This window comes from Sorangium sp. KYC3313 (genome assembly GCF_052075895.1).
Classification (GTDB): Bacteria; Myxococcota_A; Polyangia; order Polyangiales; family Polyangiaceae; genus Sorangium; species Sorangium cellulosum_B.
In genome coordinates this window covers 6,325,207-6,351,956 of the sequence record NZ_CP197255.1, presented here as the reverse complement: position 1 = coordinate 6,351,956, position 26,750 = coordinate 6,325,207, and the positions used below count along the sequence as shown (strand labels likewise).

The window sequence follows — 26,750 nt, the reverse complement described above, 5'->3', positions numbered from 1 at the left end:
CGCGGTCATCGGGCGTGGATGACCGCGCGCGAGGCAGCGCGCCGCGGCCCCGGGCTCAGGGCACGCTCGCCGGATCGGCCGGGTCGGTCCCCGCGTCCGCCTCGTCGCCGTCGAGCGCCCCATCGCCGTCGCGATCGAGCGCCATCCGCACCCCCGAGCCCGGCGGCGCGCAGGTGAAGGTCAGCGCCTTGCCCGGCGCCGCGATCGCGCGCAGCGCCGCCGCGTTGATCGCCGCGCTCGCCGCCCTGTCCCGCAGGAATGTGCCAGCGCCCTGCTGATAGAGGAAGCCCTCCTCATTCCCGTGCCTGCGGACCTTCGCCACCAGATCGCACTCCCCCGCGTCGGCGCGTGCGATCAGGAGATCCACCCGCAGCTCGGCGGCCGTGTCGCCCGCGCCGGCGAGCGTCGCTTGCTGGCCCACGACGGGCGCCAGGTTGCTGTCGAACGCGTGCAGGTAGTCGGTCACCTGGTGGCGCAGCACGTCGCCCGCCGCGCCAGGCGGGAAGCCGGCGATCCCCGGCGCCTCGTTGAAGCCGTTCTGGTCGTGGAAGCGGAAGATCGTATCCATCGTCCCGTCGTGGCCGAAGCCGAACCCGCGGATCTGATCGCCCTGGTACTCGAAGTTCCGGTCGTTGAAGCGCGGGTTCTGCACCATGCCGAACATACCCACCTTCTGATAGACGTTGCGGAGCTGGGCGACCTTGAAGCTCTGGAAGATGAAGTCGAACGTGTAGCGCCCGTCGGTCCCGAAGAAGCCGGGGAACGCGACCCCGTGCTCGGCGTTGGCCGTGGGATCGAGCACGTGGCACGAGGCGCACGCGCCGCCCTCGCTGGCCGGCAGGGTGAAGAAGGCCTTGCCCGCCGCCTGGTCGGCGGTGAGCGAGTTGTCCAGCTGACGGATGGGGTTGGGCGGATACATCATCTGCATGGTGAAGTCGGTGAACGCCTGCATGTCCGCCGCGGGGATGGGCGCGTCCCGCCCGAGCAGGCCGACGAAGGCGACGCTGAACTTCTTGAACGCGGCGTCCTCGTCGAAGGTGCCGCTGTCCGGCTGCGCGCTCGGCGCGTCGTTCCCGCCTGTGCGGTCTCCGCGCCAGTGCATCGGCCCGTGGTTGGCCAGCCCGCGCAGGCTCTGCGTCGTCATCGGCCCCTTGAGCGCGGCGAACTCGCGGGGCGCGCCGAAGATCGCCGGATCGAGCGCGAACGGGCCTGGCATCGGCGTGTTCACCGCGTCGGGGTCGCCGAGGTCCCACGCCAGGCTGTCGAGATCGCCGAAGACATGGCAGCTCGCGCACGCCGAGTCGCCGTGGCTCGACGTGAACGACGCGTCGTAGAGGAAGCGGCGGCCGCGGACCACGCTCTCCGGCTCGGGGCTGTACATGGGCAAGTGCGCGATCTCGGCCTTGGCGCCGACGTCGATGATCGAGATGGAGTTGTCGAAGCGCGTGAGGGCGTAGAGCTGCCCGCGCGCCTCGTCCAGCACCACGCCGGTCGGCCCGCCGCCGGAGACCGGGATCTGGCGCGCGCGCCTCGGCACGAAGGTGTCCGCCTCGAGCGCGGCGGTGTTGAAGACGCCGATCTTGTCCGAGCCGAGCGCGGCGACGTAGAGCTTCTTCCCGTTGCTGGAGACGGCCATGCCCGTGGGCAGCGCGAGGCTCTTCCGGTTCTCGGCGTTCGGGACCGGGGCGCAGCAGGTGTTGTAGTCGATGTGTTTGTTCAGGTGCCGCGGGGCGACGCCGCCCGTCGCGGGATCGATCACCGTGATGTTGTTGTGGTTGAACCGCCCGCGCACGGTGTGGCCGGCGAAGACGCCGGGGCCCTCGAAGCGATTCTCGTTGAACGCCTCCGTGTTGGCCACGTAGACGCGCCCGCTCACCGGGTTGACGGCCATGTTGTAGAGGACCGTGCCGACTCCCCGGAACACGCCCCCGGCCCCCGCGACGGGCGCGGGCGGGCTGGCCAGGGCGTCGATGACGAAGACGTCCTTGTCGGGCAACGAGAGGTTCACCTTGTCGTCCCAGGATCGATTCAGCTCGTCCACCCAGTGCGTCCCGTTGAATTTGACGATGAGGGGCGCCGAGGGCTGCGGGACCCCGGCGGCGTTGGTGGTCGGCGGGGGCAGGCCGAGGCCCAGGTTGACCACGTTGGTCTCGATCACCGTGGTGCGGTTTCCGGAGTGGAAGGCCGCCACGTAGACGCGTGAGCCGTCGGGCGTGGCGGCGAGCGCGCGCGGCGTGTCGCTGAAGAGGGTGATGATGTTGAGCGGCGCGGGGCTCGAGCTCCCCGCCGAGAAGACCCAGACGTCGGCGCGGCCCACGCCCGGCGTGGTGAGCGCCGGATCGACAGGGCTGTTCTGGCCGCGGTGCGCCGTGGTGATGAAGGCGCGGTCCTTGCCGGCGCCGGCAAAGACGATATCGCGAGGCTCGTCGCCGACGAGCAGGGTGCGCACGACGCGGGGCTTCCTCGGCCTCGAGACGTCGACCACGCTCACACTGTCGGAGAGGTGGTTGACGACCCAGACCTCGTCGTCGCTGCGGGCCGCGACGGCGACCGGCTCCATGCCCACGGCGACGGAGCCGCGGTGCACGAGCGTGCCGCTCCTGACCTTGAAGATCTCGAGCCGGTTGTCAGGCGTGTTGACGGCGAAGAGCATCGAGCCGTCGGGCGAGAGGGCGAGAGGGCGGACCTGGCCGCTCTCGAAGAGGGAGTAGGGCCGGGCGGCGGCGACCGTGATCGGGGCGCCCGCGACGTTCGGGGTTTCGTCGACGGGCGTGCCGTTATCAGCGCATGCGGCCAGGGCGAGAGCCGGGAGCGACCAGAGGACGAGCTTGTTCATGGGCACCTCGAAGGCGGGAGAAGAGCGACATTTCATGATCCATCGAAAGGCGCCCACGGAGCAAGAGACAGACGAATGGAATCAACACACGTTGTTTGGCAAGACACTTTTAAAGCGCGGAGCGCCTCGGCGGCGGGAGCGCTCCACAACACGCCACAGGTCTCCCACGGTGGGGCCCCGACCCACAACAACGTTGTTGCCATCGGCGAGCCTCGCCGTTGATCACGAGATGAATGCCCGCGCACAAAAAAAGAGCGACCCGTCCGTCGGGGCGGCGCGCGCCGGCGAGGCGCCGGCGGCGCACCCGAGGCAGAGGGCGTCTCGGGGGCGCGCGTCGCGGGGGAGATGCGGCCGTTCGCGGCCGACGGCGCTGATGCCGAGTTGGATGGGCGGTGGGGTCGCGCGCCTCGGCGCGAGGCGATGAGGGTCAGGCCGCGGCGAGCTTGGCCCGGCGGCGAGCCAGCGAGAGGGCGACGTAGACGACGAACGAGATGGCGAAGCCCGTGAACCAGGCATAGTTGTAGAGATCCATCCATGCCTTGGAGACCGTCGCGACCTTGATGGTGCCGAAGAAGCCAGGCAAGTTGGGCAAGATGCCGGCGGCGAGAGCGACGATCGCGATGGGGTTCCACCCGCCCTCGTACCAGTAGATCCCTTCCCGCTTGTAGAGCTGGGTGACATCGAGGTTGGTCCTGCGGACGACGTAGTACTCCGCGATCAGGATCGCGCCGAGGGGGCCGAGCAGCGCGGAGTAGCCGACAAGCCAGGTGAAGATATACCCCGTCGGGTCGCTGACGAGCCGCCACGGCTGCATCAGGATCCCGATGATGCCGGTGATGAGGCCGCCGGTGCGGAAGGAGATCCGCGACGGCCAGAGGTTCGAGAAATCGTTCGCCGGGCTCACGACGTTCGCGGCGATGTTGGTCGCCAGGTTGGCGATGCAGAGGGCCGCGAGCGAGATGATCAGGACGACCGGGTTCTCGAAGCGGGTGATGACGACGACCGGATCCCAGAGCGTCTCGCCGTAGATGACGACCGTGGCGGAGGTGACGGCGACGCCGATGAACGAGAAGAACGCCATCGTGGGCGGCAGGCCGATCGCCTGCCCGATGACCTGATCGCGCTGCGAATGCGCGTAGCGAGTGAAGTCCGGGATGTTGAGGGCCAGGGTGGCCCAGAAGCCGACCATCGCCGTGAGCGCCGGGAAGAAGAAGACCCAGAACTGGCCCTCCTTGGGCTGCCCCACCCCGAAGGACGAGGGCTTCTCGAGCATCGGGCCGAACCCCCCGGCGCGGCTATAGGCCCAGAGCAGCAGCGCCAGGCCGAGGCCGATCAGGAGAGGCGCCTTGATGTTCAGCAGGATCCGGATCGACTCGATGCCCATGCGAATGATCCAGATGTTGATGCCCCAGAAGAACAGGAAGCAGGCGAGCTGCGCGACGTTGATGCCCAGCGGCGTCGGCGGCATCTGCTCTATCGACGGGATGAAGACAGCCACGATCTTGTAGATGGCCCACCCGCCGAGCCACGTCCCGATCCCGAACCAGCCGCAGGCCACGAGGGCGCGCAGGACCGCGGGCACGTTCGCCCCCCGGATGCCGAAGGCGCTCCGGCAGTAGACGGGGAACGGGATGCCGTACTTCGTGCCCGCGTGCGCGTTGAGGATCATCGGCATGAGCACGATGACGTTGCCGAGGAGGATCGTGAGGACGGCCTGCCCCCAGCTCATCCCCTCGGCGATCAGGCCCGAGGCGAGCATGTACGTCGGCGTGCAGGCGCACATGGAGACCCACAGCGCGGCGATGTCCTTCATCCCCCATTTGCGCTGATCCAGGCGCACGGGCGCGATATCTTCGTTGATGTAGCGCGAGTCGATGTCCCCTCCTGTCTGCTGAAAGCCCTCGCTGGCCTTCGCGCCGTGAGCAGCCGAATGCACGTCGGGTTGAGCAGTCGTTTGCGTGTGCGCCATCGTCGATGAGGCTACACGATCGCACGTGAGACTGGATAGTGGGCAGGCGTGCCCTCTCCGGCGCACGCCGAGACGCGGTGCTAGCTGCCCTGGGGGGCCGGAGGTCGAGGGGCGGTGAGCCCGCGGCGCAGGGCGAACGCGATACCCTCTTTCAGGGTCCGGAGCGTCACGACGCCGCCCACGCCGACGCCCTGCGCGACCAGCGTCTGCGCGATCCGCGGCTGGATGCCGGTGAGCACCACCTGGGAGCCGAGGAGGTTCACCGCCTTGGCCAGCCGGATGAGCGAGTCGGCTACCTGCGAGTCGATGACCCCCACGCCGGTGATGTCGAGGACCACCGTCCTGGCGCTGTGCGTGACGACCCCGTTGAGCACGGTCTCGAGCGTCGCCGCGGCGCGGTCGCTGTCGAGGAAGCCGATCAGCGGCACCGCGATGACCTGATCCGCCACCGGCATGAGCGGGGTCGACAGCTCGCGGACCATCTGCTCGAGCCGCTGGGTCTTGTCCGCCACGCGCGCCTCGAGCTCGGCGTTGAGGCGCCTCACCTCGTCCTCCGCGTGCCGTCGCTCGGTGACGTCGACGCCGATCGCCTGGAACTCGGCGAGCGGCCCCCCCTCGCCGAGCGGGGCGCGGTTGGTCCAGTGCAACCAGCGGATCGAGCCGTTCGGGAGGATGACGCGGTGCTCGGTGTGGACGATCGGGTTCTCGGGGCCGAGCTTCGCGAACTGCTGGGCGAGGAGCGGCCCGTCCTCGTCGGGGACCATCGGCATGAAGCGGTGGCCGACCAGCTCCTCCTGCGTCTTCTCGAAGTACCGGCAGTAGATGTCGTTGACGAAGGTCAGCGTGCCATCCATCCGGAAGCGGCAAATGAGCTCGGTCTGGTCCTCGACGATGGCCCGGTAGCGCGCCTCGCTCTCCCGTAGGTCCTTCTCGACGCGCTGCTTCTCGGTGAGCTCCCGCTCGAGCTCGGCGTTGCGGAAGCGGAGCGCCTCCAATTCCGCTCGCATCGTAGCGAGAACCTCCGCTTCGCCGTCTTTCATGATCTGGGGCTTCCTTGGCGCGCAGTGTGGACAGTTACGTCCGTCCTAGCTATCTTATCAAAGGACGACCCCGCCGGGTGAACTTCGAGCACGAGGAAGGCACGCGCACGCGCAGCGCCTCCGGCAGCGCACGTCCTCCTGTCCGGTCGGCGCATCGTGACGCACCAGATCGGCTGTCTGCGGGCATCTCGTGGTTCGTCTCGTGTGCGAGCGTACGCTTCAGGATGCGACCGCTCCATGGGACCGGACGAGCTGCCGCCTCGTCGCAGGACAGGCGCCCAGGGCCGCGCGGGCAGGGCCGTGGGCGTCATGACTCGATGCGTAACGCTCCTCGGCGAACCGAACACCCGATCGGATAGGCGCACAGCGCGCCTCCGCTGACGTGGACGTGGCGACTCCGCGGCGACGCGGCAAGGACCCCGCTGGAAGGCCACAGAGCCCCGCGAGCCCCGCCGCATGAGCGAAGGTCGATGGCGCGCGAGCCGCTCGCTGAGGGCAGCGCCCACCGTCGCGCCAGCCACAAAAACACACACATACCCACCGAATTCACGAAACGCGTCCGTGAAGTGATAATTTTTTCTCCTCGGATACAATGGCGACGTGTATCACATGCCTGTGTCAGCACGTGCTGCGCGGGTGAAGGGCAGTGCCGGAGGTGGGTCGGCGCCGGAGTCGAGGAAGCCCGGGCGCGGCGTCACGCTCGACTCGCTGGAGGCGGTGCTCCGCGCCAGCGCCTCGCCGCGGGAGTGGGGCAGGTTCGTCAAGGCGACGGCCATGTCGGCGATCCCGGGTGCGGGGAAGAGCGGGACGAAGCTCGACTACTCCGCTTACTTCTATGCGCTCCCGACCGGCACGACCGCGGAGGGGGGTCCCCTGTACCTCTACGGAGATCTCCGCCCGGTCCCCGGGGAGGAGACGAGCGCCCACCTCAAGCTGCGCTGGGAGATGATGCCGGAAGGGGCCATCCCGCAGCGGATCAAGAGCTCCAGCCGCGTCGTCGGAGGGTGGCCGAAGGTACTTCAGCGCATCGCGGCGGACTGGCCGGGGGGCGAGGCGGCGAGCGTCGATGTGACGGCGACCTTCGTGATCGATGAAGGGGCCTACAGGCCGCTCCCGGCGCTCAGTCTCAAGTCCAGGCCGTCGATCGCGCGCTCGCACCGGCTGACCCAGACGGCCGTCGCGTGGTCCGTCGATCCGCCGAGCGGACCGGTGGCGCGGCTGTCCATCGCGCTCCTCCGCGCGACGGAGCTCGTCCTCGTGGCCTCGGGGCGACACGCGCTGACGCTGGGCCCGGACATGGCAGCAGAGCTGGAAGGTGCGGTATGGGAAGGCGCCCGCAGGTTCCTCAAGGCGACGTGACCGCGCCCGGGCGCCGGCGCTCGCCCCGCGCGTCCGCCAGGCTCTGGTCGGGGGGCGAGGTGACGCAGCCGAGCTCCTCCGCGAAGGAGCCGGAGACGATGCGGGTGTCACGCACCACGGTCTTCGAGCTCGGAGGCCCGGAGACGCCGCCGACGCTCGCCGCGCACGAGGACCGCCTCCGCAGCCTGGAGCAGCAGTTCGCGCAGCTCGGGATCCAGGTCGAGGAGCGCGTCGGCCACCTCGCGCGGCAGATCAAGCACCTGCGGCGCGACGTCGACGGGCTCGCCCGCGAGCCGGCGCGGGGCGCTCGCCGGCCTGGTTGACGGGTACGGCGGGAGGCGGCGCGCCGAACGGCTCACCGAGGTAGGGTTCGGCGAGCCAGGGACGAGCCGACCGCCGGCCCATCCAGGCAGGCTGGGGCAACGCGAGCTGGGCGAGCTCGGCGAGGGAGGAGCTCGCTGCCGGGAGCGCTCGCGCTGCTCCGCCCACCGGTGCCCGGTCGCGCGACGGAACCGGAAGCGCCTGGGCGTCACCTGGGGCGCGCCGGATGAGCGGAACGCCCGACACGCCTTCACCGCGTTGCGACACGAGGTCTCCCCTGTGGAGTCGACTCGCCATGAGCCGACAGTCAGGCCGTGCGCGACGGACTAGATCCGCCGGGGCGGTGACGCAAGGTCAATAACGCCGAATTGCGCGCGCGGAACGGCCGCTGGAGCATTACGCCAACGGGTCACAAATTCTCATCCGGTGAGTGGATTCAGCGCATTGCCGGAACCGGTTCGATTTTCTCAGCTGAAGACAACTTACCGAGCACAGGGCTATTTCGCGTGGGATCGCGCCTGCCCCGTGGGCTCTTGATCTGCGCCGTCGGGTTACTGCGCCCGCCGGAGCGTGGCGACGCCCTTCCAGGGCGGCGTCTGCGCGTGGACGACGAGCTCGTCCTGGCCCGAGAACTCGCACAGCGCCTCGTAGGCGACCCCCGCCTCGTCATAGGAGACGATCTTGAACCGATCCCACGCGGGGTCGCGGATCTCGTAGGCGCGGTCCACGTGGAGGCCGGGTGAGTCGGCGAGGATGCGCTTTCCATCGAAGCGAACGACCAGGTGCGCGTACTGGAACTCGAGCATCGACGCGAGCATCGGCTCGAGCGGGACCTCGGGCTCGAACCGGACAAGCCTGAAGCTGCCGCGCAGGCGCGCGTCGATCGACGAGATCGCAGCGCCCGCCTCGGGCCCCTGGGCGGCGCTCGAGCCGCAGCCGGCCGCCTGCGCGGCGAGGACGGCGGCGCACGCGGCGAGCAGGAAGCGGGACGCGCGGGATGGACGGCGGGACGCGCGGGATGGACGGAGGGAGAGACGGCGCGCCGGGGGCGACATGGGCGGAGCTTAGGGCGAGCGGACGGACAGCGCAAAGCGGCGCAGGAGCGCGCGGCCGTGGACACGCTGCAGACGAGAGAACGAAACGTCTTCCTGCCGCGTCCGCTTCCGCGCACGCTTCCACCTCGAGCGCCGCGGTCGCGCTCGCGGGAGGGGGAGCATGACAGACGTCCTGAGAGGCACCGATTTCGTCGCAGGCCTTCCGGAAAACGCGTGCGCCGCGCGCGAGGAGGCCATCCTCGAAGCGGTGCAGGCCGGTCACCTGGCGCCGATCTCGTGGGTCCCGGTGTACAGCCAGCTCGACGAGCGCCGCGCGACGTTCCTGGTGAGCGCCGACGCGCTCCGCATCGGCGACGCGGAGGACTCCGTCCGCGTCAACGCCTCCGCCCGGACGACCCAGCGAATCGCGGATCTGCTCGAGTGCGCGATGCTGACGACGCGCCTCTGCGACCTCGTGTGGGAGCAGGCCACCGTGCGGATCTCGCCGTGCATCGGCGCCCCGGATGCCACGATGGCGAACACCTCCCGCATGCTGGAGCACCACCGCCGCCTTGAGGAGCAGGTCGCAGGGAGGGCCGGGCTCATCGAGAACGTGGGCAAGCACTGGGTACTCACGAACCGCCTCGCGGAACGCCCCGACCGGGCCGCCAACTACGGCTGGTTCGACCCGGGCGCGGCCCACAGGTACGGCCCGCACACGCTGTGGCAACCTCTCGGGCTCGCGCACGATCCGGATCACGTGGACTACTCGCAGGTCGTCCGGCTCGTGCGGCGGCGCTGCACGGTCGACGAAGCGGAGCGCGATCTCCACGAGGTGATGACCGACCCGGCGCTCGCCGGTCTGGTCTCGTCCGAGGGTCCCCTGCGCGTCCTCCGGCTGCCCGGGGTGCCCGAAGAGGCGTGGCTCGCTGCGCCCCTGAAGGAGCGCGCCGGCCGCGCGCCCCTCGGGGCGTCCGTCCCGCATCCTGGCGAGCGTCGCTGACCGCGGCGGGCTCGGCGCGCACCACCTTCGCGGTCGTCCCTGCGCAACGCCGCTCCGATTGCGCGAGTCCCTGCTCAAGTTGCGCAAACCAGCGCAGGCCACCCCGCGCGAGAACATCGATCACGTTGATCAAGCGAGGAATGAACCGCCAAGACGCCATAAGACGCCAAAAAAACACAAAAATCTTGGCGTCTTATGGCGTCTTGGCGGTTGGAAATTCTGCGCTTTTCAGGCAGTTTCAACCCGTTTGTCGCCCTAGCGCCGCGCGGCGTCGCGTCCCCGGAGCGCCTGGCCAGGTCGTGGGCCCTCGACGCGGGGCGTGGCACGGAGCGTGATAGGAGGCCAGCCGTGGGGAACGAGGACACCCGCGGGAGACGTCGCTCGGCGACCTCCAGGGTGCCCGAGATCGCTTCAACCCACGTCGCCCCGCGCCGGGACACGCCCGGGGGGCCCAGCGTCGAGCTGAAATTCCCTCAGACACCCAAGGCCACAAAGGATCGCGCCATGACCGACAGAGCTCACAGGCTTCTCGCCAGCAATCCTCGTCGAACGTACCGAGCCGCGCCTCTGCTCGCCGCGGCGTTCATGATGGGCTGCGCCGCCGCGTCGACCGAGGCGGACGACGCCGCCCCTCTCGCCCAGCCCTCGGCCGACGGCGGGCTGCGCTTCGCGAGCGAGCACGACGCGCTCGGGTGGGTCGCCAGGCGGGCCGAAGAGCTCGAGATGGGGCCGGTGATGGTCGAACGAGACGAGGGCGGCCGGCCCATCAAGGTGGCCGGCGTGTCGATCGGCTCGCCCGACGAGATCGCCGCGGCGAAGGCGGGCTTGATCGGCGAGCTGGGCGGTGAGGACCGTGCGGTCGAGATCGCGGGGGAGCGCTATCTCCTGGAAGACCAGGAGTCCGGGCTGTTCGCCGCGGTCGCCCACTGCAACGGCGGCCTCTGCACGAATGACGAGTCGTTCAAGAGCGACTACGTGTTGTATCGAGAGCTCGGCAGCCGAACCTCGGTGACGTCAGGGGGGTTCGAGACCCGGCGCCAGACGATCCAGGGCCGCGGAGAGTACGAGTGCGTGGACCTGCCGGGGCCCCTGCCCGTCAAATGCACCGGCTACTGCACGTATCCGTCCGGCTGCCCTTCCGGTTTCACGGTGGAGAGCACCGCCGGCTACCCCACGTGCAGGACGACCTGCGTCGGCCAGGTGCGCAACGTGACGCTCTCGATCTCGATCGAGGGCTTCGAGTTCTTCGAGTCGAGCGGCATCCTCGTCCCCTCCATCCCGGCGCGAAGCGGCACGACCCACGACTCGAGCCTCGAGGTCAAATACTGGGAGTACGGCATCGGCATCGACTCCGTGATCTCCGACGCCGATGGGCTGTGCGGCTCACACTCGACGTCCGGCCCGGACGGGTTCGTCGTCGCCAAGAGCCACTGGGGCAGCGTGCCCACGGCGTGCCAGTAGCCCTCGCGCGGCGCTCGCGGCCGTGGCCGAAGCGTGCTCCTCAGGCCGCCTCGCTCACCGGTTCACGAGCTGCATGCCGGGCTCCGGATAGCGGAGGCCGGCGGCCGCGCCCTTCGGCACCACCGCGTCCAGGCGCCGCAGCTCGGCCTCGCCGAGCGTGATCGCCGCCGCGGCGACGTTCTCCTCGAGGTAGGTGCGGCGCTTCGTGCCGGGGATCGGGACGATGAAGTCCCCCTGCGCGAGCACCCAGGCGAGCGCGAGCTGCGACGCCTTCACGCCCTTCTCCCGCGCGACGCCCTCGACCTTCGCGACGAGATCGAGGTTCCGCTGGAAGTTCTCGCCCTGAAATCGCGGCGAGGTGCGGCGGTAGTCGTCCGGCGCGAGATCCTCGAAGCGCCGGATCTGCCCCGTGAGGAAGCCGCGGCCGAGGGGGCTGTACGCGAGGAAGCCGATGCCTAGCTCGCGGCACGTGGCGAGCACGTCGTCCTCGGGATCGCGCGACCAGAGCGAGTACTCGGTCTGCACCGACGCGAGCGGGTGCACCGCGTGGGCGCGCCGGAGCGTCGACGAGCTCGCCTCGGAGAGGCCGATCGCGCGCACCTTGCCGGCCTTCACGAGGTCCGCCATCGCGCCGACGCTGTCCTCGATGGGCGTCTTCGGATCCACGCGGTGCAGCTGGTAGAGATCGATCACGTCGACGCGCAGGCGCCGCAGGCTCGCGTCGCACGCCGAGCGGATGTACGCCGGCGCGCCGTTGATGCCGCGGACCGTGACGTCGTTCGGGTCGCGGACGATGCCGCACTTGGTCGCGAGGACGACGCGATCGCGCCGGCCCGCGATGGCCCGGCCGACGAGCTCCTCGTTCGTGAAGGGACCATACATGTCCGCGGTGTCGAGCAGCGTGACGCCGAGCTCGACGGCGCGGTGGATCGTGGCGATCGCCTCGGTCTCGTCGCGCTCACCATAGAAATCACTCATGCCCATGCAGCCGAGGCCGAGGGCGGAGACCTGCAGAGTTCCGAGCTTGCGGGTGTGCATGGTGGGGCTCCTTGGCGCCACGGAGAGGCCGCGGCGACGGACGCCAACGTAAAAGTGAGCGCACGCACGGAGTCAAGGGCGGTTCGACCCCTCGAGCGACCGGTTGGAGGGTGCTGGCACCCTCCCGGGAGAGATGAAACTCTCGCCGGAGGCTGTCGACACCCTCCCGGGAGAGATGAAACTCTCGCCGGAGGCTGTCGACACCTTCCCGGGAGAGATGAAACTCTCGCCGGAGGCTGTCGACACCCTCCCGGGAGAGATGAAACTCTCGCCGGAGGCTGTCGACACCCTCCCGGGAGAGTTGAAACTCTCGCCGGAGGCTGTCGACACCCTCCCGGGAGAGTTGAAACTCTCGCCGGAGGCTGTCGACACCCTCCCGGGAGAGATGAAACTCTCGCCGGAGGCTTCAGACAGCCGTCACACTGTACAATTCAGATGAAGACGGGGTGCTCGCCCGGCACCCCGGGCGCTCCTCCATCACAGACCGCGCGACCCGCTCAAGCTCATCGGTCGCGCGAGCATTTCTCGATCCCCGCTACTTCCGGAACGGGAGCAGCGCGCGCAGCCGCTCGTCACGCAGGAGCAGCCCGCCCCAGATCATCGCGGCGACGTACACAGGGAACAGGACGTGGCTGAACAGCGGGTTGTCGACGCGCACGTGCGTGGCGACGGCGCCGCCCAGGAAGCCCGTCAGCAGGATCGCGCCGAGCACGGAGGTGCGCGGGATCATGTAGGTGACGACGCTCGCCAGCAGGACGAGCCCGATGCCGCGGACCGAGCTCACGGGATAGCCGAGCTGCTCCGACCCCTCCAGCACCTGGGGCACCCTCATCAGCTTCCCGATGCTGTCGAAGAGCAGGAACGCCACCGAGAGGCCGCTGAGGATCCGCCCGGCCCAGACCTTCTTGTTCGACACAACCACCGGCTCCTGCTGCGACATCAAGGCGCTCGTCTCCATCGTCTCCTCCTGGCTCGCTCTGGACAGATCGGTCCTCCCGCCCCGGCGTCATGGCGGCGCGGCGCGGCCGATTCGATCCCTAAGACCGCGCGACCGTGCCCGACTCATCGGTCGTCCGGAAGATTTTTTCCTGGGCCGCGCTCGGCGGCGGCGCACGAGCGCCCGGAGCGCGGAGCGCTTGACTCACGAAGCACACCGCCAGAGGCTCTGCGCCATGAGGGGCAGGAGCAGGGCTGCAGCAGCGACGGTCTGGCTCTGGGCCGTTGCCACGGTTGCGCCTGGCGGCTGCGCGCAGAATATCCGCGCGGAGCAGGGCGACGATGGGCAGAGCCCAGGGACGGGCGGCGCAGGGGGCATGTCGGAGCCAGGACCGGCGACGGTGCACCCCGAGCGGCTGGTGCAGGGTTCGGTCGACAAGATCGACCTCCTCCTGGCGATCGACAACTCGGGCTCGATGGCCGACAAGCAGGACGTCCTCGCCATCGCGATCCCCGACCTCGTCCACGGTCTCGTCAACCCGCGCTGCATCCACGAGACCGGCGCGATGCCCCCGACCACGGTCGGCTCGCCGAACGACCCCTGTCCGCAGGACTACAGGCGTGAGTTCGCGCCGGTCAAGGACCTCCACATCGGCATCATCAGCTCGAGCCTCGGCGGCCACGGGTCGGGCGCCTGCCAGGCGACGACGAGCGCCTCGAACGTGGACATGGCGCACCTCCTCGCGCGCAGCAACGAGAGCTCCACCGAAAACGACCTCCCGACCTACCTCGACCGGGGCTTCCTGGCCTGGGATCCGGATCAGAAGCTCGATGGCGAGCCGGAGAGGCCGGATCCGCTCGACGGCGAGGCGGACATCAGCGCCGATTCGAGCGCCGACCTCAACGACACGTCGCTGGTCGGGCAGCTCACCGCGATGGTCAGGGGCACGGGGCAGACCGGCTGCGGCTTCGAGGCGCAGCTCGAGAGCGTGTACCGCTTCCTCGTCGACCCGGAGCCCTACGCGACGATCAGCGTCGACCCGGCCACCGAGTACATCGTCGTCACCGGCGAGGATGCCGTCGTCAAGACGCAGCGCGCCGACTTCCTGCGGCCGAGCTCGCTCCTCGCGATCCTCATGCTCACCGACGAGAACGACTGCTCGATCCGCGAGGAGGGCATGGACTACCTCGTCGCGGAGACCGCGCCGGGCTTCCGGATGTGGCGGCCGCGCGCCGAGTGCGCCCAGGACCCGGGCAACACGTGCTGCAGGTCGTGCCGCCAGGATCAGACGGGCTGCACCGAGGACCCGGCGTGCACAGGCCCGGACGGCGACGCGGCCAGGCTGACCGCCGCGGAGGACCCGATCAACTCTCGCTGCTGGGACCAGAAGCGCCGGTTCGGCTTCAACTTCCTCTATCCGATCGACCGCTACAGGCGCGCCTTCACCGAGACGCAGATCCCGAACCGCAGGGGCGAGCTGGTCCCGAACCCGATCTTCAGCGATCCGAACCCGGACGACCTCGACTATGGCATCCGCGATCCCGGGCTCGTCTTCTTCGCCGGCATCGTCGGCGTGCCATGGCAGGACATCGCGCGCCAGAACGCGCAAGGCCAGCCCGACCTGCTGAACGGCCGCAACCAGGAAGGCGAGCCGGTCGGCGGGCTCAAGAGCGCCGACGAGCTCAGCGCTCCGGTGGGCGACTACGGCAGCACCTGGGAGCTCATCCTCGGCGATCCCGCGAAGTACCAGCCGCCGAAGGATCCCTTCATGGTCGAGTCGATGAAGCCTCGCTCCGGCGCGAACCCGATCACCGGCGACACGATCGTCCCGCCGCAGGCGACCGGCTGGAACGCCATCAACGGCCGCGAGTACACGATCCCGGCGGATGGCACGGGGGACCTCCAGTACGCTTGCATCTTCGATCTCCCCAGCGACGCGGTGAAGCGCTGCGACGGGGCGGCTCAGAGCTGCGACTGCAGAGCGGTGGGGGGTCAGGCGATCGACAACCCGCTGTGCGAGCCGGAAGCGGGGAACGGCCAGGAGGATCCGGCGCCCAGGTCGACGACGCAGATCAAGGTGAAGGCCTACCCGAGCCTCCGCGAGCTGCAGCTCATCCGGGAGCTCGGCCCCCAGGGCATCGTCGGCTCGGTGTGCCCGCGCCAGCTCACGGACGCGAACGCGGCCGACTTCGGCTACCGGCCGGCGATCGGCGCCATCATCGACCGCCTGAAGACGGGGCTCGACAGCCGGTGCCTGCAGCGCACGCTGACGCCCGAGGCTGGAGGGGAGGTCGCCTGTCTGATCCTCGAGGCGCGCAACTCCCAGGGCGCATGCAGCTGCGCTGACATCCCGGCGCGCGCCGACGTCACGGAGGAGCACGCGGCGGCGAAGGAAGAGGTCCTCGCCGATCCGATCGCAGCGGCCGCCGGCTGGGATTGCGTGTGCGAGATCGAGCAGCTCACAGGCGCAGAGGGCGAGGCGTGCAGGCACGACGCGAGCGACAGTGTCGAGGCGGGCGGCGAGCCGGTACACGGGTGGTGCTACGTCGACCCGGCGAACGGCCGCGGCGACACGGCCATCGTCGCCGACTGCCCCGCAGACGAGCGCCGCAAGATCCGGTTCGTCGGCAGGGGTGAAGCCCAGCAGGGGGCCACGCTGTTCATCGCCTGCCCCGGCGAGTAGGTCCATCTCGCCGGGAGGGGGCTGGCTGCGGGGGTGAGAGCTCCACGGCCTCAACCGACCTTCGTGGGCGGGTTGCGGAGCCAACCGAGGGGGAGGCGGGTCGCAGGATCGATGTCTCCCTGAAACATCGGCCCGCAATAGACCTCGGTGACCTCGATGGTCCCGACGAGATGCCGGTTGAACTCCTCCAGCTCCTCGGCGGGCACCCAGAGCTCCTCGTGGGAGCGTCCGCCCGCGATCTGCACAGGATACCTGCGGGCAAAGTCGTCCTCGACCTCGAACCGCGTCACCCACCCCGCGAACCCGGAGGTCTCATCGGCGGTGTTCCAGTCGCGGGCGATCTTGCGCGCGTACTCTTCGGTCAGCACCGGATAGAAGATCGGCTGATGCGACAGCCGCGGCGGGAACGCTCGATAGCCGGCCTCTGCGATGAGCCGGAGCTCGGCGAGGCCCACGGGGCGGTACAAGATCATCGTCGTCTCTGCTTCCATTATACCCCCGCTGGACGTGGATCTCGGCGTCCGTCTGCCGGCGCCGGCGCTGCGACCTCGATGCGTTGCGCGGAGGCTCACACGAGCGGGCTGCGCGCGGCCCCTGCCCACAGGCGGGTGGTGGCGGGCCGAGGCCGAGCGAGGTGCCGTGGGCCACGGCCGCGCCCGCTGAAAAAAGATCGAGGTACGCGTAGGGAGGGCGGCCCGGGGCGCGTCCCAGGAACAGAAGCCGGCAAGAACACGCTGGCCCTTGCACCAAGGAGCACGACCCGATGACCCTCGCCCTCTTCTCCAACAAGACCCACACCGCGCTCCGTCGCTTCATCCTCGGCAGCTTCCTTGCCGCGGCCGTCCTCGCCGGAGGCGGAGCGGCCTACGCGGCGAACGGCGCGGGCGGAACGGGGGGCAAGCCGGCGCCGCACCAGGGCCAGGGCAAGGACGCCCACCGCCAGCACGGCCCGAAGGACCCGGCCCGCCTCATCAAGCGCTTCGACAAGAACGGCGACGGCAAGCTGACCGTCGCAGAGCTCCCCGAGAAGGCGCAGAAGCGGCTCGGAAAGGCCGACACCAACAACGACGGCACCCTGTCGGCCGAGGAGCTCAAGGCGCACGCCGAGCTGCGCATGAAGGACCGGCAAGCGAAGCACAAGGCGCGCTTCGCCAAGAAGGACAAGAACGGCGACGGCTTCCTCACCAAGGACGAGGTGGGCGACAAGCGCTGGGAGCGGATGAAGGCGGCGGACGCGAACCGCGACGGCAAGGTGAGCGCCGACGAGCTGCGCGCGGCGCGCTCCGCGCGCAAGCCGCCGGCAGCGCGGTAGCTCCGAGGAGAGCGCGCGACGCGAAGAGCCGTGGTCGGCCTGCTCCGTTCACGGCTCCGGCGCGGACCGGAGCAGCTCATCACCGAGCGCTCGCAGCGCGCTCTCCAGCGCCGGCAGGTCGCTCCCCTCGATCTCCCATTCCTTCCGGCTGTAGTACTTCGCCGCGCCCCGTGGAGCGCCGCTCAGATCGAGGCAGTAGTCGAAGCCCTTCACATCGCACGGCCGCGCATCGAAGGCGACCTCGTGCCTCGATTTGTCCTGCGGGAAGAGCAGCTGCACCTTGTCGTTGCCGCGGAGCTCGTAACGAAACAGGGCAAATGAGCCCTCGTACTGAGATGAACGCCGGAAGACGCCGATCGGCTCGTCGGCGAGCAGCACGACGAGCTCGACAAGGTCCGTGTCGCCCCTCGGAAGCCGCTCGATCCAGACGCGGCCCACCAGCGTCTTCGGGTCGGAAACGCGCGAGCTCAGGAGCCCGTAGCCGGCTGCGACCCCCGCGAGCGCGATCGCCGTGACCGTCATCTTCCTGGAAACGCGGTTCATGGCGGCATCCTACCCCTTGCAGCGCCGCGCGGGGCCCGAGATCGAGGCCCGCGGTCCGCCTGCCGCGGCGCCGCGCTCCGCAGAACGTCGTCGAGCGCCGGCGCTCAAGAGCCGAGCGGCGCGCCGCAGCGATCGCAACCCTTCGATCGGTACGAGTGCTTCGCCTCGCAGTTCAGGCAGTGCTTCGGCAGGAAGTAGAGGAGCGCCAGGCCGATGCAGGTGCCCAGCCCCACGATCCCCCACGCGCCGCTCCGGCCGCGCATCTTCGCGTAATACACGAGGGCGGTGACGAACAGGGCGACGCCGAGGAGCGTGATGGCAGCGTTGTCCGTCGCGCGACCCGCCGATTGCAGCAGGATCCCCGGCAACCCGAAGAGGAAGCTGAAGGTGCTGTAGCGACTCAGCTTCTTCTGGATCTCGAGGCGCCGCTCCGGGCTGATCTGCTCGACGCCCGCGGCGTGATGCTCGATGGATGCGGTCGGAGGTGCATAAGGGTTCATGCGTTCGTCCTTCCCGGCGCGCGTTCCAGCGCGGTCTCGCTGGGCGCCGCGCGGCGAGGATCCCAGGTTATGCACCTTCCCCGACCCGGAATAGCGGGATCCGCGCGCCGGGCTCCCCTGCCTGGAGGACATCGCCGCGAACCGGAGGTGCCGGGGGGTCGCGCCCGCTGAAAAACGATCGAGGGGCGCGTAGGGAGGGCGGCCCGGAGCGCGTCCCAGGAACAGAAGCCGGCAAGAACACGCTGGCCCTTGCACCAAGGAGCACGACCCCGATGAAGCTCGCCCTCTTCTCCAGCAAGACCCACAGCGCGATCCGTCGCCTCGTCCTCGGCAGCTTCCTTGCCGCGGCCGTCCTCGCCGGCGGCGGAGCGGCCTACGCCGCGAACGGCGCGGGCGGAACGGGAGGCAAGCCGGCGCCGCACCAAGGCCAGGGCAAGGACGCCCGCCGCCATCACGGCCCCAAGGACCCGGCCAGCCTCATCAAGCGCTTCGACAAGAACGGCGACGGCAAGCTGACCGTCGCTGAGCTCCCCGAGAAGGCGCAGAAGCGGCTCGGCAAGGCCGACACCAACAACGACGGCACCCTGTCGGCAGAAGAGCTCAAGGCGCACGCCGAGCTGCGCATGAAGGACCGGGCGGCGAAGCAGAAGGCGCGCTTCGCCAAGAAGGACAAGAACGGCGACGGCTTCCTCACCAGGGACGAGGTGGGCGACAAGCGCTGGGAGCGGATGAAGGCGGCGGACGCGAACCGCGACGGCAAGGTGAGCGCCGACGAGCTGCGCGCGGCGCACGCGGCGCGCAAGCCGCCGGCAGCGAAGTAGCAGCGAGGTCAGCGCCGCGGCGCTGTCTCCTCGCCCGAGGCCGTCCCCTCGCCCGGCGCTGTCTCCTCGCCGGCGCTCGCTGCGGCCGCGGCGCCGCGCTTCCTCGGACGCTTCGGAAAGAGCGGGAGCTGCCGCTCCAGCACCTGGCTCCGCCAGGCGAGCAGGGTCTGCGCGCGCCGGCGCGCCGTCTCCTTCCCGATGCCCGCGGTGGAGCGGAAGATGCGCCGCGCGAGCGCCTCCCGCGTCGGCGCCGCGGGCTCGAAGAGATCCGGCGCGACCTCCTTCACGACCTCGCACGCGAAGATCGCGCGCCGCAGGTGCGCCCGCTCGTCGGCAGAGCCGGACGACGTGGCGAGAAGCTCGCGTGCCGCAGGCGTGATCGAGGCGCCGTCGTCGACGAGCCAGCCGAGGACCCGGGCAGCGGCGAGCGCATAGCCGACGTGCCGCAAGGAGATGCCCGTCTGCTCGGAGATCCGCTCCTTCTCGGTCACCCCGCCCGAGAGCGCCTCCAGCACGCGCCGCACGTTCGCGAGGTTGTCGGCCTGGGGGATCTCGGCGCTATGCAACAGGCGGGTCGTCGGCATGGGCGGCAAGGAACCCCCGGCCCCAGGCCGGGAGACAGCACCATAGCGCGCCAAGGCATGGCGTGGGTCTCGAAGACGCCCGCCGGGGCCGGGCGCGCCGTCGATGCACCTCTCCAGCGCGCACGCCGCGCCGGCCGGGCCGCGGGCGCCTGGTCCCTGTGCCAGAGCTGCCTGCGCCTGGCACACGTGGCGCAGCGCGCTGGCGAACGCGCTCGGGAAAGCGCCCGGATCGGGCGGAGCGCGCGATGGAACGGTTGCTGCCAAGTCGGCCAGGGCCGAGGCTCGCGTCGAGCCCGCCGCGGCCCTCCGGGACATCGCGCCTGAAGGAGGGAGCGCTCCGGTTCTCCCCTTTACAGCGCCCTCGCGTGTTCCAGGTGCTCCCCATGAGATCTTTCCTTCGCGCATTGACCCGCTGGCAAGCGACTCCCGTGTTCACCCTCGCGCTGCTGTGCCTCCACTGCAGCTCGAGCGTCGAGTCAGACGCGATGGGCGGCGGCGGCTCCACCGGCGAGGGCGGCGGCGGTAGCTCCACCAGCGAGGGGAGCGTCGACAGCACCTCGACCGGCGAGGGCGGCGGCGAAAGCTCGAATGGATCGGGCGCCGGCGGCTCCACCGGGGAAGGCGGCGGAAGCTCCGCAGGCGAAGGTGGAAGCTCCACGGGGGCGGGCGGCGGCGGAAGCTCCACCGGGGCGGGCGGCGGCGGCGGGTGCCGCCTGCCGGACAACCCCGCTGTGTTCGAGATCGGGACTGGCCAGACCTGCTTCGAGAGCATCGAGGAGGGCGCCACGCTCCCGGTGATGGCCGGGCCGCAGGGGGGATATCACCTCTGGTTCGCCGTCGGCTGCAGCGATTGCGGCACGAGGGTCCGCGTGCGGTACAGCGTCAAGGACCCTGCGACCGGCGACCTGTTCCCGCCGGGGGTGCCGCAGGAGGGGATGATCGAGCTCCTCCCCGGGGAGTTCCCGCACGCGTACGGGCTCATCGCGTTCCTCCCCGGAAGGCAGTGGGAGCCGGAAGCCGTGCTCAAGGAGGGGACCCACGTGATCCTCGCGGCGGAGGCGCGCAACGACGACGGCTCGACGAAGCATACCGCGCAGCTGGAGGTCGTCCTCGGCGCCACCGTGGCCTGGGGGCTGCCGTGCAGCGACGATCCGGCGACCTGCGACGCCCCCGGCGGGGCCCCGTGCTGCACCGACTGAGCGATGGGGCGCGGAGCCCATGTTCGGCGCGCCCGGCGCGGGTTCTCCCGACTTGCGCGCCGAGCAGCGGCGTGGATCAGAAGACGACGGCGCCGGGCGAGCAATACTGGTCGAGGAGGGGCGAAGGCGTCGCCGACACGTTGGCGTCGTCCACGTAGTACACGGCCGGCCCGCCGATCGTGTAGATGTAGACCTCGTTGTTGAAGGACGTGCCGCAGGTCTGGAGGTACTCCCACTTTCCGGTCTGGGTCGAGGTCCTGGTGTTATAACCCGTCCCGCCGCTGCCGAGCCCTATCGTCACCTGTCCGGTCACGGTATAGACCCAGACGCTGAACCGCAGGTAGGGGTTGTTCGGCGGCGGGCTGGCGGATGTCCAGTACTGCTGGGCGATGCCGCCGTTGGTCGTCGTCGCGGACACAAGGAGGCTGCGCTTGTTGGCGGTGTGCACGACGTCGGTCTTGAGCCATGTCGCGATGGCGCCGTAGTTCAGGTCATTGCTCGTTGCAGGCCAGGAGTCCGCCGCGGTGCCCCAGCCGGCGAACCAAGAGGCGCTGGCGTTGCCATGATCGATGAAGCCCGACGGGATGCCGGCCTGCGCGTTCTCGAAGCCGGGGTTATACAGCAGGTTGACGATCGGGAGCTGGAGGAGGACGCGGGACTGCGCGCTGCCGCCGACGCTGACCGCGATCTCTGCGCCGGACTTCCCGGCGGGGCTCAGCGTCTGCTGGGCGAGCGCGTCCGCCGCCGGCGCTGTGTTCTGCGCGCCGATGCCTTCGAACGGCTGCACCTCCGCCGGGGCGCGGGCTGCCTCGGGGAAGGCCGCGGCCTCCTCGACGTCCATGAGCCCCTCGTCGTGAGGTTCGGCGTCCGAGAGGCAACCGACGAGGGCGAAGGGGACAACGAGGCTGCTGAGAATGAATGTGGTAGATTTCATGATGGGTTCTCTCCGGCCGGGGATGGATTGATCGACGGACTGTCCTTCCTCCCGAGCACGCTGAGCACGCAGCGTGCCGGTCCGGCGGGCGCGGATTTCCGGTGATCTTGAGGGGGCGCTCGTGGACCGAGCGCCGGGAAGGGAGCACGCCAACAGCTCTGTTAAAATGCTCCAGGCGCCGGTGTGGAGGCTGTGGCCTGAAGGCCAAGACCTCCAGGCGCAGAGGCGTGCCTCTCCAGGAGGCCGCGCCGGCGGTGCTGACGGCGCGCGAGCGCAGCGTAGACGGAGGACGCGCGGTGCTGGAGCGCGCCGTGGCGGCGTCGGGCGTCAGCCCGGCGGGAGCAGGGCGAGCAGCGCTCTGGCGGCAACCTTCTTGTCGAGGACAAGCACGCTCCGGATGAGCCTTGCGCTCCCCGTGAGCTTCTCGCCCAGCGCCTCGCCGGCGATCTCGAGCCGACAGGCCAGGAGGCGCTGCGGGTAGCGGGAGAGGAGCGCGTCGCAGTCGCGATAGAAGCGGGTGCTGCCGTCGCTCGCGAGGAAGAGGATGCGCGACGCGCGGGCGTTCTGCGGGCTCTCCGGGGCCCTCCTGGCCGCGGCGTCCAGCCCCTTCTGCTCCCTGGCGAGCTTGTCGGCGATGAGCTCGAGGCCGTGGCAGGCGTGCTCGGCCGCGAGCGCGCCGCGGAGCTCCGCGGCCAGCGCGTCGGTCATCGGGAGCGTCGCCACCCGGTTCCGGCCGCTCTCCCACAAGAGACCCGCATGCTTGGTGAGGAGCTCGAACACCGCGTCATGGCGCGGATCGGCGACGAGATCTTTCGGCAGCTTGAGCACATGCACCTCTGCGCGCACCCTACCAGACCCGGAGCGCGGCGACGACCGCCGCGGCGGCGGGCCTCCCGCACGCGGATCCCTCGGACCAGGCCACCCCTTCCGTGGGCTCGCGCGCTAGGCATTCCGGAGCTTCCAGCGGGAGCCCGAGCCGCGCGCGGATCTCCCTCGCCATCGCTGGCTCAGCCACAGCACCTGAAAGACGCCTCCTGCCACACATCAAGTACAGAAGAGCACGTCGACCTGACAGGTCGACCGCAAGAGCTGGCTTGGACGAGGCCACCTCGGCGCGTCGCCTAGGCGCGGCGCCGTCCCCGTCCGCGCGGTCCACCGCGCCCCCACAAGCGCCTCGTGGCACCCCGGAAAGGCCGCGACCGCGCCTGTGTTCGACGGGTCTACCGTACGGCGCTGGACCGCACTCGGAGCTTGCGGCGCAGCGCCACTGCATGAGACACTCCGTGCGCGAGGTCACCAAAGGCGCCCCAATACATGGACCTCGTCCGCCGGCTTCGGTTGACCAGTCGACTACTCGTTGAACGGAAGAACAGCCAGTGCCCCATCCCTACGATAAAATCGTTGAGCACCTTAGGGCCGCCTTCGCGGCGACGGTCGCCGTGGGTCTACGGGACGCGATGGCAAAGGGTGGAGTGGGCGAAATACTGCTCGCACACCACATGGGCCACTTACTCGCTGTTTCGGACAAGGGTGCCGACGGAGTCGCGCCAACCGGCGAGAAATTCGAGTACAAAGTCAGCATTACAGACCAGTTCAACTTCCACTTCGGCACACGAGAATCTGTGGATCGACCGGAGTCGAAGGTCAGACGGCACTTCGTGGGTGTTACTGCCGCGATTTGTGCAAAGAGGGAGGGAGGCACGATCGTGCGGGCAGTGCTTGTGCCCGCCGATTCTCTCCTTAACGACCTGGTGAGCCACTTCGCCGGAACGACCGGCACACAGCTCAACAAGAACTATAGGATGAATGACATTTTGCGCCTGCCAGGCGCACGCGAGGTAACCGACAACGTTCTCTTGAAACCAGGGGCGGAGTGACTCGGTCACAGGATCGCTAAACCGAGGCAAATCGGGACGAGCTGCCAATCCCTGCCGTGGCATCATCACCGATGTTTCAATATCGTTCAGCGCTCCAACATGCCGTTGAAGCTGTCGGTCGGTTGCCTTTGTTGCCCGCCCGCGGCTTAACGACACGTTGGGCAGTAAAAAAAAGACACACAGAAAGGCGAGTTGTGGACACGGGCGCAACTTGGTCGCCATGGGCAACCTTCGATGTTCTCCCTCCCGAGGAAGAGCCCTGGTACGTGCAGAGGACCCGGCGTGCCGGCTCCCTGGGCACCTTGATCGATAGACTTCAACCGGGACCTTTTTCATGGCGCCGATCATTCCCAATCCAGACAAGATCAAGAGCTTTCCCACCGAGGCGGCCTTCGAAGCCTGGATGGCCGCGAACCACGCCCGCGAGACGGAGCTGTGGCTGAAGGTTCACAAGAAGGACTCGGGCGTGCCGACGGTGACCACCGCGCAGGCGCTGGACGTGGCCCTGTGCTGGGGGTGGATCGACGGCATCCGGAAATCCTTCGACGAGGTCTCGTTTCTGCAGCGGTACACCCCTCGCAGGGCGAGGAGCGTCTGGAGCCAGATCAACAGGGATCACATCGCTCGGCTGACGGCAGCCGGCCGCATGACCCCGCACGGCCAGCGGCAGGTCGACGCCGCGAAGGCGGATGGTCGCTGGGAGGCCGCCTACGCCCCCATCCGCAGCGCGACCGAAGACACCCTTCCCGAGGACCTTCGCGCGGCCATCGAGGCGAACCCACGGGCGCGCAAGACGTTCCAGACCCTCGGGCGCCAGAACCTCTTCGCGCTGGCGTTTCGCACGAACAACATGAAGACGCCCGCCGGGCGCGCGAAGAAGATCGCGGCGCTGGTGGAGATGCTGGCGCGCGGTGAGACCATCGTGCCGGAAGGGCGGCGCTGACCTCGGTCAGCGCGCGCGGCTCCCCTCCAATGAGCGTGCAACGTGTTGCCTACGTGGTCCTCCGGTGCGCGGACCTCGAGCGCTCGCGGCGGTTCTACGAAGGCCTTGGCCTGCGCTTGTCTCCAGAACAGCACGGCAACGGACCGAAGCACTACGCGTGCGACGTGGGTGGCATGGTCCTCGAGCTCTATCCGCTCTCCGACAAGCCGACGTCCGGCCTCCGCCTGGGGCTCGTCGTTTCCGACCTCGATCGGATCCTGGAGTCGCTCAGAGCGCTGGGCGCGGTGGTCGGCGCCACCGGCTCGGAGGGCAGCTCACCCGTGACGGTCATCGATCCCGATGGCCATCGGATCGCCCTGGAACAAGTACGCTGAGCCCCTCCAGGGCAAAGCCGGGGAGCGGGCGGTGCTCCTCATGGACCGCTCCCCCCTCCTCCTCGGGCGACGAGGCGCCGTCGCGAACGCCGCGCGGAACTTGGCCCTCCCGCGCGCCTCCTGGCATCTCCGCGCGGTGCGATCACGTCTCTTCCTCGCGCTCGCCGCCGCGATCGCCGTCGGGATCGCGCCGGCGACGGCATCCCCGGCGCCGCCGGGCGTCCGAAAGCTCCACGTCGAGGCCGGCGCCGTCCACGCCACGGTCGGCGCGTCGGGCAAGCAGGTGCGCCTCACGCTCGATCCCGAGCTCCAGCGCGCCGCCGAGCGCCTCCTCGCCCGCTCCGGCGCCCCCGAGGGCGCCATCGTCGCCTCCGACGTCCGCACCGGCCGCATCCTCGTGTGGGCGAGCCGCGGAGACAGGGACTACGTCGCCACCCCGCTCGCCCCGAGCGCGAGCCTCTTCAAGATCGTCACCGCGGCGGCGCTGCTCGAGGGCCGCAAGGTGAACGTCGCCACGCCCGTCTGCTACACGGGCGGCATGAGCGCGATCACCGCGGCCGATCTGGAGGGCCGCGGCACCACCTGCACCGTCTTCGGCGAGGCGCTCGGCCGCAGCATCAACGGCGTCTTCGCGCGCCTCGCAGGCCGGCACCTCACGGCCGACGACCTGCGCAACAAGGCCCGTGACCTCGGCTTCGACGGCGAGGTCCCCATCGACATCCCCGTCGCGCCGAGCACCGCCAACATCCCCGCCGGCGGGCTCGGCCTCGCCCGCGCCGCCGCGGGCTTCTGGAGCGGGCGGCTCAGCCCGCTCGGCGCCCTGTTCGCCATGCAGACGATCGCCAACGACGGCGAGCGCGTCCGCCTCTCGTTGCTCGCGCCGCCGGGCGCGCACGACGCGAAGGACCGCGAGGACGCGGGCGCCGTCACGCCGCGGAGCACCGACGGCCGCGGCCTCCGGGCCGACGTCGCGCGCACCCTCCGGTCGATGCTCGAGATCACCACGCGGCGGGGCACCTGCGCCAAGGCGTTCCGCAAGCCGGACGGCACCCGCGCCCTCGGCACCATGCCCGTCGCCGCCAAGACCGGCACGCTCATCGGCGGCAGGCCGTCGCGGATGTTCTCGTGGTTCGCCTCGTTCGCGCCGTCGGATCGCCCCGAGATCGCGGTCTCCGTGATGCTGGCCAACGACATCGCGTGGCGCACCAAGGCGAACCTCGTGGGGCGCGAGCTGCTCGAGATCTACTTCGGCCGAAGGCGGCCGGGGCTCGTCGCGCGGCGGCGCTGAGGGGCCGAGCCCCGCTGACGGGCGGCCCGGGGCTGGGTTACGCTGCGATGACCCCCCCATGAACGCCCGAGACCGCATCCCCCTCCTCCTCGAGCAGCTGCGCGAGGCGTACCCCGACGCGCGTTACGAGCTCGACTGGAAGACGCCGCTCGACCTGCTCGTCGCGACCATCCTGGCCGCGCAGTGCACGGACGAGCGCGTCAACCGGGTGACCGCCACGCTCTTCCCGAAGTACCCGACGGCGCAGGCGTACGCCGACGCGCCCACGGCGGAGCTCGAGGAAGAGCTCAGGCCGACCGGCTTCTACCGGCAGAAGACGAAGACGGTGCAGGCCGCGTGCAAGGAGCTCGTCGCGCGCTTCGGCGGCGAGGTGCCCGCGACCATGGCCGAGCTCACCACGCTGCCGGGCGTGGCCAGGAAGACGGCGAACGTCGTGCTCAACACGGCGTTCGACATCCCCTCGGGGATCATCGTCGACACCCACGTCGCCCGCCTCAGCGGGCGCATCGGCCTCTCGAAGCGCGAGAAGCCCGAGCAGATCGAGGAGGATCTGATGAAGATCGTGCCGAAGGATCAATGGACGTTCTTCGGCCCTGCGCTGGTGCTGCACGGCCGCTACACCTGCGTCGCCAGGAAGCCGAAGTGCGGGGAGTGCCGGATGAGCGAGTTCTGTCCGAAGGAAGGGGTCTGAGCG

General features: G+C 69.8%; 26 protein-coding genes. 14 read left to right on the top strand and 12 right to left on the bottom strand.

The genetic code is table 11. From position 1 onward, the window contains the following. Positions 1 to 55: 55 nt before the first annotated feature. The 3 genes from ACSRUE_RS24765 to ACSRUE_RS24755 form a co-directional block, all read right to left on the bottom strand. Positions 56 to 2,836: a hypothetical protein gene (locus tag ACSRUE_RS24765; RefSeq protein ID WP_441285746.1), complete on the bottom strand. Its 2,781-nt coding sequence runs from the start codon at positions 2,834 to 2,836 to the stop codon at positions 56 to 58. A gap of 427 nt (positions 2,837 to 3,263) precedes the next feature. Then, on the bottom strand, positions 3,264 to 4,805 hold the full coding sequence (locus ACSRUE_RS24760) for an NCS1 family nucleobase:cation symporter-1 (RefSeq protein WP_441285745.1): 1,542 nt from the start codon (positions 4,803 to 4,805) through the stop codon (positions 3,264 to 3,266). A gap of 80 nt (positions 4,806 to 4,885) precedes the next feature. Further along, positions 4,886 to 5,812, bottom strand: coding sequence for a PAS domain S-box protein (locus ACSRUE_RS24755; protein WP_441285744.1), 927 nt, complete (start codon positions 5,810 to 5,812; stop codon positions 4,886 to 4,888). A gap of 642 nt (positions 5,813 to 6,454) precedes the next feature. On the opposite strand from ACSRUE_RS24755, the gene ACSRUE_RS24750 reads away from it, so the two are divergent. Further along, entirely contained in the window at positions 6,455 to 7,204 is a 750-nt protein-coding gene (locus ACSRUE_RS24750) for a hypothetical protein (protein WP_441285743.1), read from the top strand. Next, a complete protein-coding gene (locus ACSRUE_RS24745; RefSeq protein ID WP_441285742.1) occupies positions 7,201 to 7,527 on the top strand; it encodes a hypothetical protein in 327 nt (108 codons plus the stop codon). The genes ACSRUE_RS24750 and ACSRUE_RS24745 overlap by 4 nt, the downstream gene beginning before the upstream one ends. A gap of 549 nt (positions 7,528 to 8,076) precedes the next feature. Here ACSRUE_RS24745 and ACSRUE_RS24740 read toward each other — a convergent pair. Further along, a complete protein-coding gene (locus ACSRUE_RS24740) occupies positions 8,077 to 8,580 on the bottom strand; it encodes a hypothetical protein (RefSeq protein WP_441285741.1) in 504 nt (167 codons plus the stop codon). Between the two features lie 160 nt (positions 8,581 to 8,740). On the opposite strand from ACSRUE_RS24740, the gene ACSRUE_RS24735 reads away from it, so the two are divergent. Then, positions 8,741 to 9,562, top strand: coding sequence for a hypothetical protein (locus ACSRUE_RS24735; protein WP_441285740.1), 822 nt, complete (start codon positions 8,741 to 8,743; stop codon positions 9,560 to 9,562). Between the two features lie 504 nt (positions 9,563 to 10,066). After that, complete coding sequence (locus ACSRUE_RS24730) at positions 10,067 to 11,023, top strand: hypothetical protein (protein ID WP_441285739.1); 957 nt, start codon at positions 10,067 to 10,069, stop codon at positions 11,021 to 11,023. A 54-nt stretch (positions 11,024 to 11,077) separates the two neighbouring features. On the opposite strand, the gene ACSRUE_RS24725 is transcribed toward ACSRUE_RS24730, so the two are convergent. Continuing rightward, positions 11,078 to 12,061 (bottom strand): aldo/keto reductase, encoded by a 984-nt coding sequence (locus tag ACSRUE_RS24725; RefSeq protein WP_441285738.1) that lies wholly within the window; start codon positions 12,059 to 12,061, stop codon positions 11,078 to 11,080. Positions 12,062 to 12,194: 133 nt separating this feature from the next. On the opposite strand from ACSRUE_RS24725, the gene ACSRUE_RS24720 reads away from it, so the two are divergent. Next, entirely contained in the window at positions 12,195 to 12,500 is a 306-nt protein-coding gene (locus tag ACSRUE_RS24720) for a hypothetical protein (protein ID WP_441285737.1), read from the top strand. Positions 12,501 to 12,596: 96 nt separating this feature from the next. Here ACSRUE_RS24720 and ACSRUE_RS24715 read toward each other — a convergent pair whose 3' ends face one another. Continuing rightward, positions 12,597 to 13,019, bottom strand: coding sequence for a DoxX family protein (locus ACSRUE_RS24715; protein ID WP_441285736.1), 423 nt, complete (start codon positions 13,017 to 13,019; stop codon positions 12,597 to 12,599). A 214-nt stretch (positions 13,020 to 13,233) separates the two neighbouring features. Here ACSRUE_RS24715 and ACSRUE_RS24710 point away from each other — a divergent pair, with 214 nt between their 5' ends. Next, entirely contained in the window at positions 13,234 to 15,681 is a 2,448-nt protein-coding gene (locus ACSRUE_RS24710) for a hypothetical protein (protein WP_441285735.1), read from the top strand. Between the two features lie 50 nt (positions 15,682 to 15,731). On the opposite strand, the gene ACSRUE_RS24705 is transcribed toward ACSRUE_RS24710, so the two are convergent. Continuing rightward, positions 15,732 to 16,154 (bottom strand): ADP-ribosylation/crystallin J1, encoded by a 423-nt coding sequence (locus ACSRUE_RS24705; RefSeq protein ID WP_441285734.1) that lies wholly within the window; start codon positions 16,152 to 16,154, stop codon positions 15,732 to 15,734. Between the two features lie 290 nt (positions 16,155 to 16,444). On the opposite strand from ACSRUE_RS24705, the gene ACSRUE_RS24700 reads away from it, so the two are divergent. Then, a complete protein-coding gene (locus ACSRUE_RS24700) occupies positions 16,445 to 16,993 on the top strand; it encodes an EF-hand domain-containing protein (RefSeq protein WP_441285733.1) in 549 nt (182 codons plus the stop codon). Positions 16,994 to 17,041: 48 nt separating this feature from the next. On the opposite strand, the gene ACSRUE_RS24695 is transcribed toward ACSRUE_RS24700, so the two are convergent. After that, the gene (locus tag ACSRUE_RS24695; RefSeq protein ID WP_441285732.1) at positions 17,042 to 17,536 is read right to left on the bottom strand and encodes a hypothetical protein; all 495 of its coding nucleotides are present in this window, start codon (positions 17,534 to 17,536) and stop codon (positions 17,042 to 17,044) included. 104 nt (positions 17,537 to 17,640) lie between these two features. Beyond that, entirely contained in the window at positions 17,641 to 18,036 is a 396-nt protein-coding gene (locus ACSRUE_RS24690) for a hypothetical protein (RefSeq protein ID WP_441285731.1), read from the bottom strand. Positions 18,037 to 18,308: 272 nt separating this feature from the next. Here ACSRUE_RS24690 and ACSRUE_RS24685 point away from each other — a divergent pair, with 272 nt between their 5' ends. Then, positions 18,309 to 18,857 (top strand): EF-hand domain-containing protein, encoded by a 549-nt coding sequence (locus tag ACSRUE_RS24685; protein ID WP_441285730.1) that lies wholly within the window; start codon positions 18,309 to 18,311, stop codon positions 18,855 to 18,857. Between the two features lie 8 nt (positions 18,858 to 18,865). Here ACSRUE_RS24685 and ACSRUE_RS24680 read toward each other — a convergent pair whose 3' ends face one another. Further along, a complete protein-coding gene (locus tag ACSRUE_RS24680) occupies positions 18,866 to 19,441 on the bottom strand; it encodes a hypothetical protein (RefSeq protein WP_441285729.1) in 576 nt (191 codons plus the stop codon). A gap of 383 nt (positions 19,442 to 19,824) precedes the next feature. On the opposite strand from ACSRUE_RS24680, the gene ACSRUE_RS24675 reads away from it, so the two are divergent. Continuing rightward, the gene (locus ACSRUE_RS24675; protein WP_441285728.1) at positions 19,825 to 20,640 is read left to right on the top strand and encodes a hypothetical protein; all 816 of its coding nucleotides are present in this window, start codon (positions 19,825 to 19,827) and stop codon (positions 20,638 to 20,640) included. 76 nt (positions 20,641 to 20,716) lie between these two features. Here the strand turns inward: ACSRUE_RS24675 and ACSRUE_RS24670 are convergent, their stop codons facing one another. Together ACSRUE_RS24670 and ACSRUE_RS24665 are read right to left on the bottom strand one after the other, a co-directional pair. After that, positions 20,717 to 21,574: a hypothetical protein gene (locus ACSRUE_RS24670; protein WP_441285727.1), complete on the bottom strand. Its 858-nt coding sequence runs from the start codon at positions 21,572 to 21,574 to the stop codon at positions 20,717 to 20,719. Positions 21,575 to 21,901: 327 nt separating this feature from the next. Beyond that, positions 21,902 to 22,408, bottom strand: coding sequence for a hypothetical protein (locus tag ACSRUE_RS24665; protein WP_437766638.1), 507 nt, complete (start codon positions 22,406 to 22,408; stop codon positions 21,902 to 21,904). A gap of 542 nt (positions 22,409 to 22,950) precedes the next feature. Between ACSRUE_RS24665 and ACSRUE_RS24660 the strand changes: the two genes are divergently transcribed. From ACSRUE_RS24660 to nth, 5 genes are all read left to right on the top strand, one after another. Continuing rightward, positions 22,951 to 23,451, top strand: coding sequence for a hypothetical protein (locus ACSRUE_RS24660; RefSeq protein WP_437766637.1), 501 nt, complete (start codon positions 22,951 to 22,953; stop codon positions 23,449 to 23,451). A 334-nt stretch (positions 23,452 to 23,785) separates the two neighbouring features. Beyond that, the gene (locus ACSRUE_RS24655) at positions 23,786 to 24,394 is read left to right on the top strand and encodes a YdeI/OmpD-associated family protein (RefSeq protein WP_441285726.1); all 609 of its coding nucleotides are present in this window, start codon (positions 23,786 to 23,788) and stop codon (positions 24,392 to 24,394) included. Positions 24,395 to 24,423: 29 nt separating this feature from the next. After that, positions 24,424 to 24,768, top strand: a complete 345-nt coding sequence (locus ACSRUE_RS24650) for a VOC family protein (protein WP_441285725.1) — start codon at positions 24,424 to 24,426, stop codon at positions 24,766 to 24,768. Beyond that, positions 24,734 to 26,056, top strand: a complete 1,323-nt coding sequence (locus tag ACSRUE_RS24645; protein WP_441285724.1) for a penicillin-binding transpeptidase domain-containing protein — start codon at positions 24,734 to 24,736, stop codon at positions 26,054 to 26,056. The genes ACSRUE_RS24650 and ACSRUE_RS24645 overlap by 35 nt, the downstream gene beginning before the upstream one ends. Before the next feature lie 58 nt (positions 26,057 to 26,114). Then, the gene (gene nth, locus ACSRUE_RS24640) at positions 26,115 to 26,747 is read left to right on the top strand and encodes an endonuclease III (RefSeq protein WP_441285723.1); all 633 of its coding nucleotides are present in this window, start codon (positions 26,115 to 26,117) and stop codon (positions 26,745 to 26,747) included. Positions 26,748 to 26,750: the final 3 nt, after the last annotated feature.

Excerpts from the sequence above, each read along its gene's own strand:
- ACSRUE_RS24765 (WP_441285746.1), bottom strand. The coding sequence starts at position 2,836 with ATGAACAAGCTCGTCCTCTGGTCGCTCCCGGCTCTCGCCCTGGCCGCA.
- ACSRUE_RS24760 (WP_441285745.1), bottom strand. The coding sequence starts at position 4,805 with ATGGCGCACACGCAAACGACTGCTCAACCCGACGTGCATTCGGCTGCT.
- ACSRUE_RS24755 (WP_441285744.1), bottom strand. The coding sequence starts at position 5,812 with ATGCGAGCGGAATTGGAGGCGCTCCGCTTCCGCAACGCCGAGCTCGAG.
- ACSRUE_RS24750 (WP_441285743.1), top strand. The coding sequence starts at position 6,455 with ATGCCTGTGTCAGCACGTGCTGCGCGGGTGAAGGGCAGTGCCGGAGGT.
- ACSRUE_RS24740 (WP_441285741.1), bottom strand. The coding sequence starts at position 8,580 with ATGTCGCCCCCGGCGCGCCGTCTCTCCCTCCGTCCATCCCGCGCGTCC.
- ACSRUE_RS24735 (WP_441285740.1), top strand. The coding sequence starts at position 8,741 with ATGACAGACGTCCTGAGAGGCACCGATTTCGTCGCAGGCCTTCCGGAA.
- ACSRUE_RS24730 (WP_441285739.1), top strand. The coding sequence starts at position 10,067 with ATGACCGACAGAGCTCACAGGCTTCTCGCCAGCAATCCTCGTCGAACG.
- ACSRUE_RS24725 (WP_441285738.1), bottom strand. The coding sequence starts at position 12,061 with ATGCACACCCGCAAGCTCGGAACTCTGCAGGTCTCCGCCCTCGGCCTC.
- ACSRUE_RS24720 (WP_441285737.1), top strand. The coding sequence starts at position 12,195 with ATGAAACTCTCGCCGGAGGCTGTCGACACCCTCCCGGGAGAGATGAAA.
- ACSRUE_RS24715 (WP_441285736.1), bottom strand. The coding sequence starts at position 13,019 with ATGGAGACGAGCGCCTTGATGTCGCAGCAGGAGCCGGTGGTTGTGTCG.
- ACSRUE_RS24710 (WP_441285735.1), top strand. The coding sequence starts at position 13,234 with ATGAGGGGCAGGAGCAGGGCTGCAGCAGCGACGGTCTGGCTCTGGGCC.
- ACSRUE_RS24705 (WP_441285734.1), bottom strand. The coding sequence starts at position 16,154 with ATGATCTTGTACCGCCCCGTGGGCCTCGCCGAGCTCCGGCTCATCGCA.
- ACSRUE_RS24700 (WP_441285733.1), top strand. The coding sequence starts at position 16,445 with ATGACCCTCGCCCTCTTCTCCAACAAGACCCACACCGCGCTCCGTCGC.
- ACSRUE_RS24695 (WP_441285732.1), bottom strand. The coding sequence starts at position 17,536 with ATGAACCGCGTTTCCAGGAAGATGACGGTCACGGCGATCGCGCTCGCG.
- ACSRUE_RS24690 (WP_441285731.1), bottom strand. The coding sequence starts at position 18,036 with ATGAACCCTTATGCACCTCCGACCGCATCCATCGAGCATCACGCCGCG.
- ACSRUE_RS24685 (WP_441285730.1), top strand. The coding sequence starts at position 18,309 with ATGAAGCTCGCCCTCTTCTCCAGCAAGACCCACAGCGCGATCCGTCGC.
- ACSRUE_RS24680 (WP_441285729.1), bottom strand. The coding sequence starts at position 19,441 with ATGCCGACGACCCGCCTGTTGCATAGCGCCGAGATCCCCCAGGCCGAC.
- ACSRUE_RS24675 (WP_441285728.1), top strand. The coding sequence starts at position 19,825 with ATGAGATCTTTCCTTCGCGCATTGACCCGCTGGCAAGCGACTCCCGTG.
- ACSRUE_RS24670 (WP_441285727.1), bottom strand. The coding sequence starts at position 21,574 with ATGAAATCTACCACATTCATTCTCAGCAGCCTCGTTGTCCCCTTCGCC.
- ACSRUE_RS24655 (WP_441285726.1), top strand. The coding sequence starts at position 23,786 with ATGGCGCCGATCATTCCCAATCCAGACAAGATCAAGAGCTTTCCCACC.
- ACSRUE_RS24650 (WP_441285725.1), top strand. The coding sequence starts at position 24,424 with ATGAGCGTGCAACGTGTTGCCTACGTGGTCCTCCGGTGCGCGGACCTC.
- ACSRUE_RS24645 (WP_441285724.1), top strand. The coding sequence starts at position 24,734 with ATGGCCATCGGATCGCCCTGGAACAAGTACGCTGAGCCCCTCCAGGGC.
- nth (WP_441285723.1), top strand. The coding sequence starts at position 26,115 with ATGAACGCCCGAGACCGCATCCCCCTCCTCCTCGAGCAGCTGCGCGAG.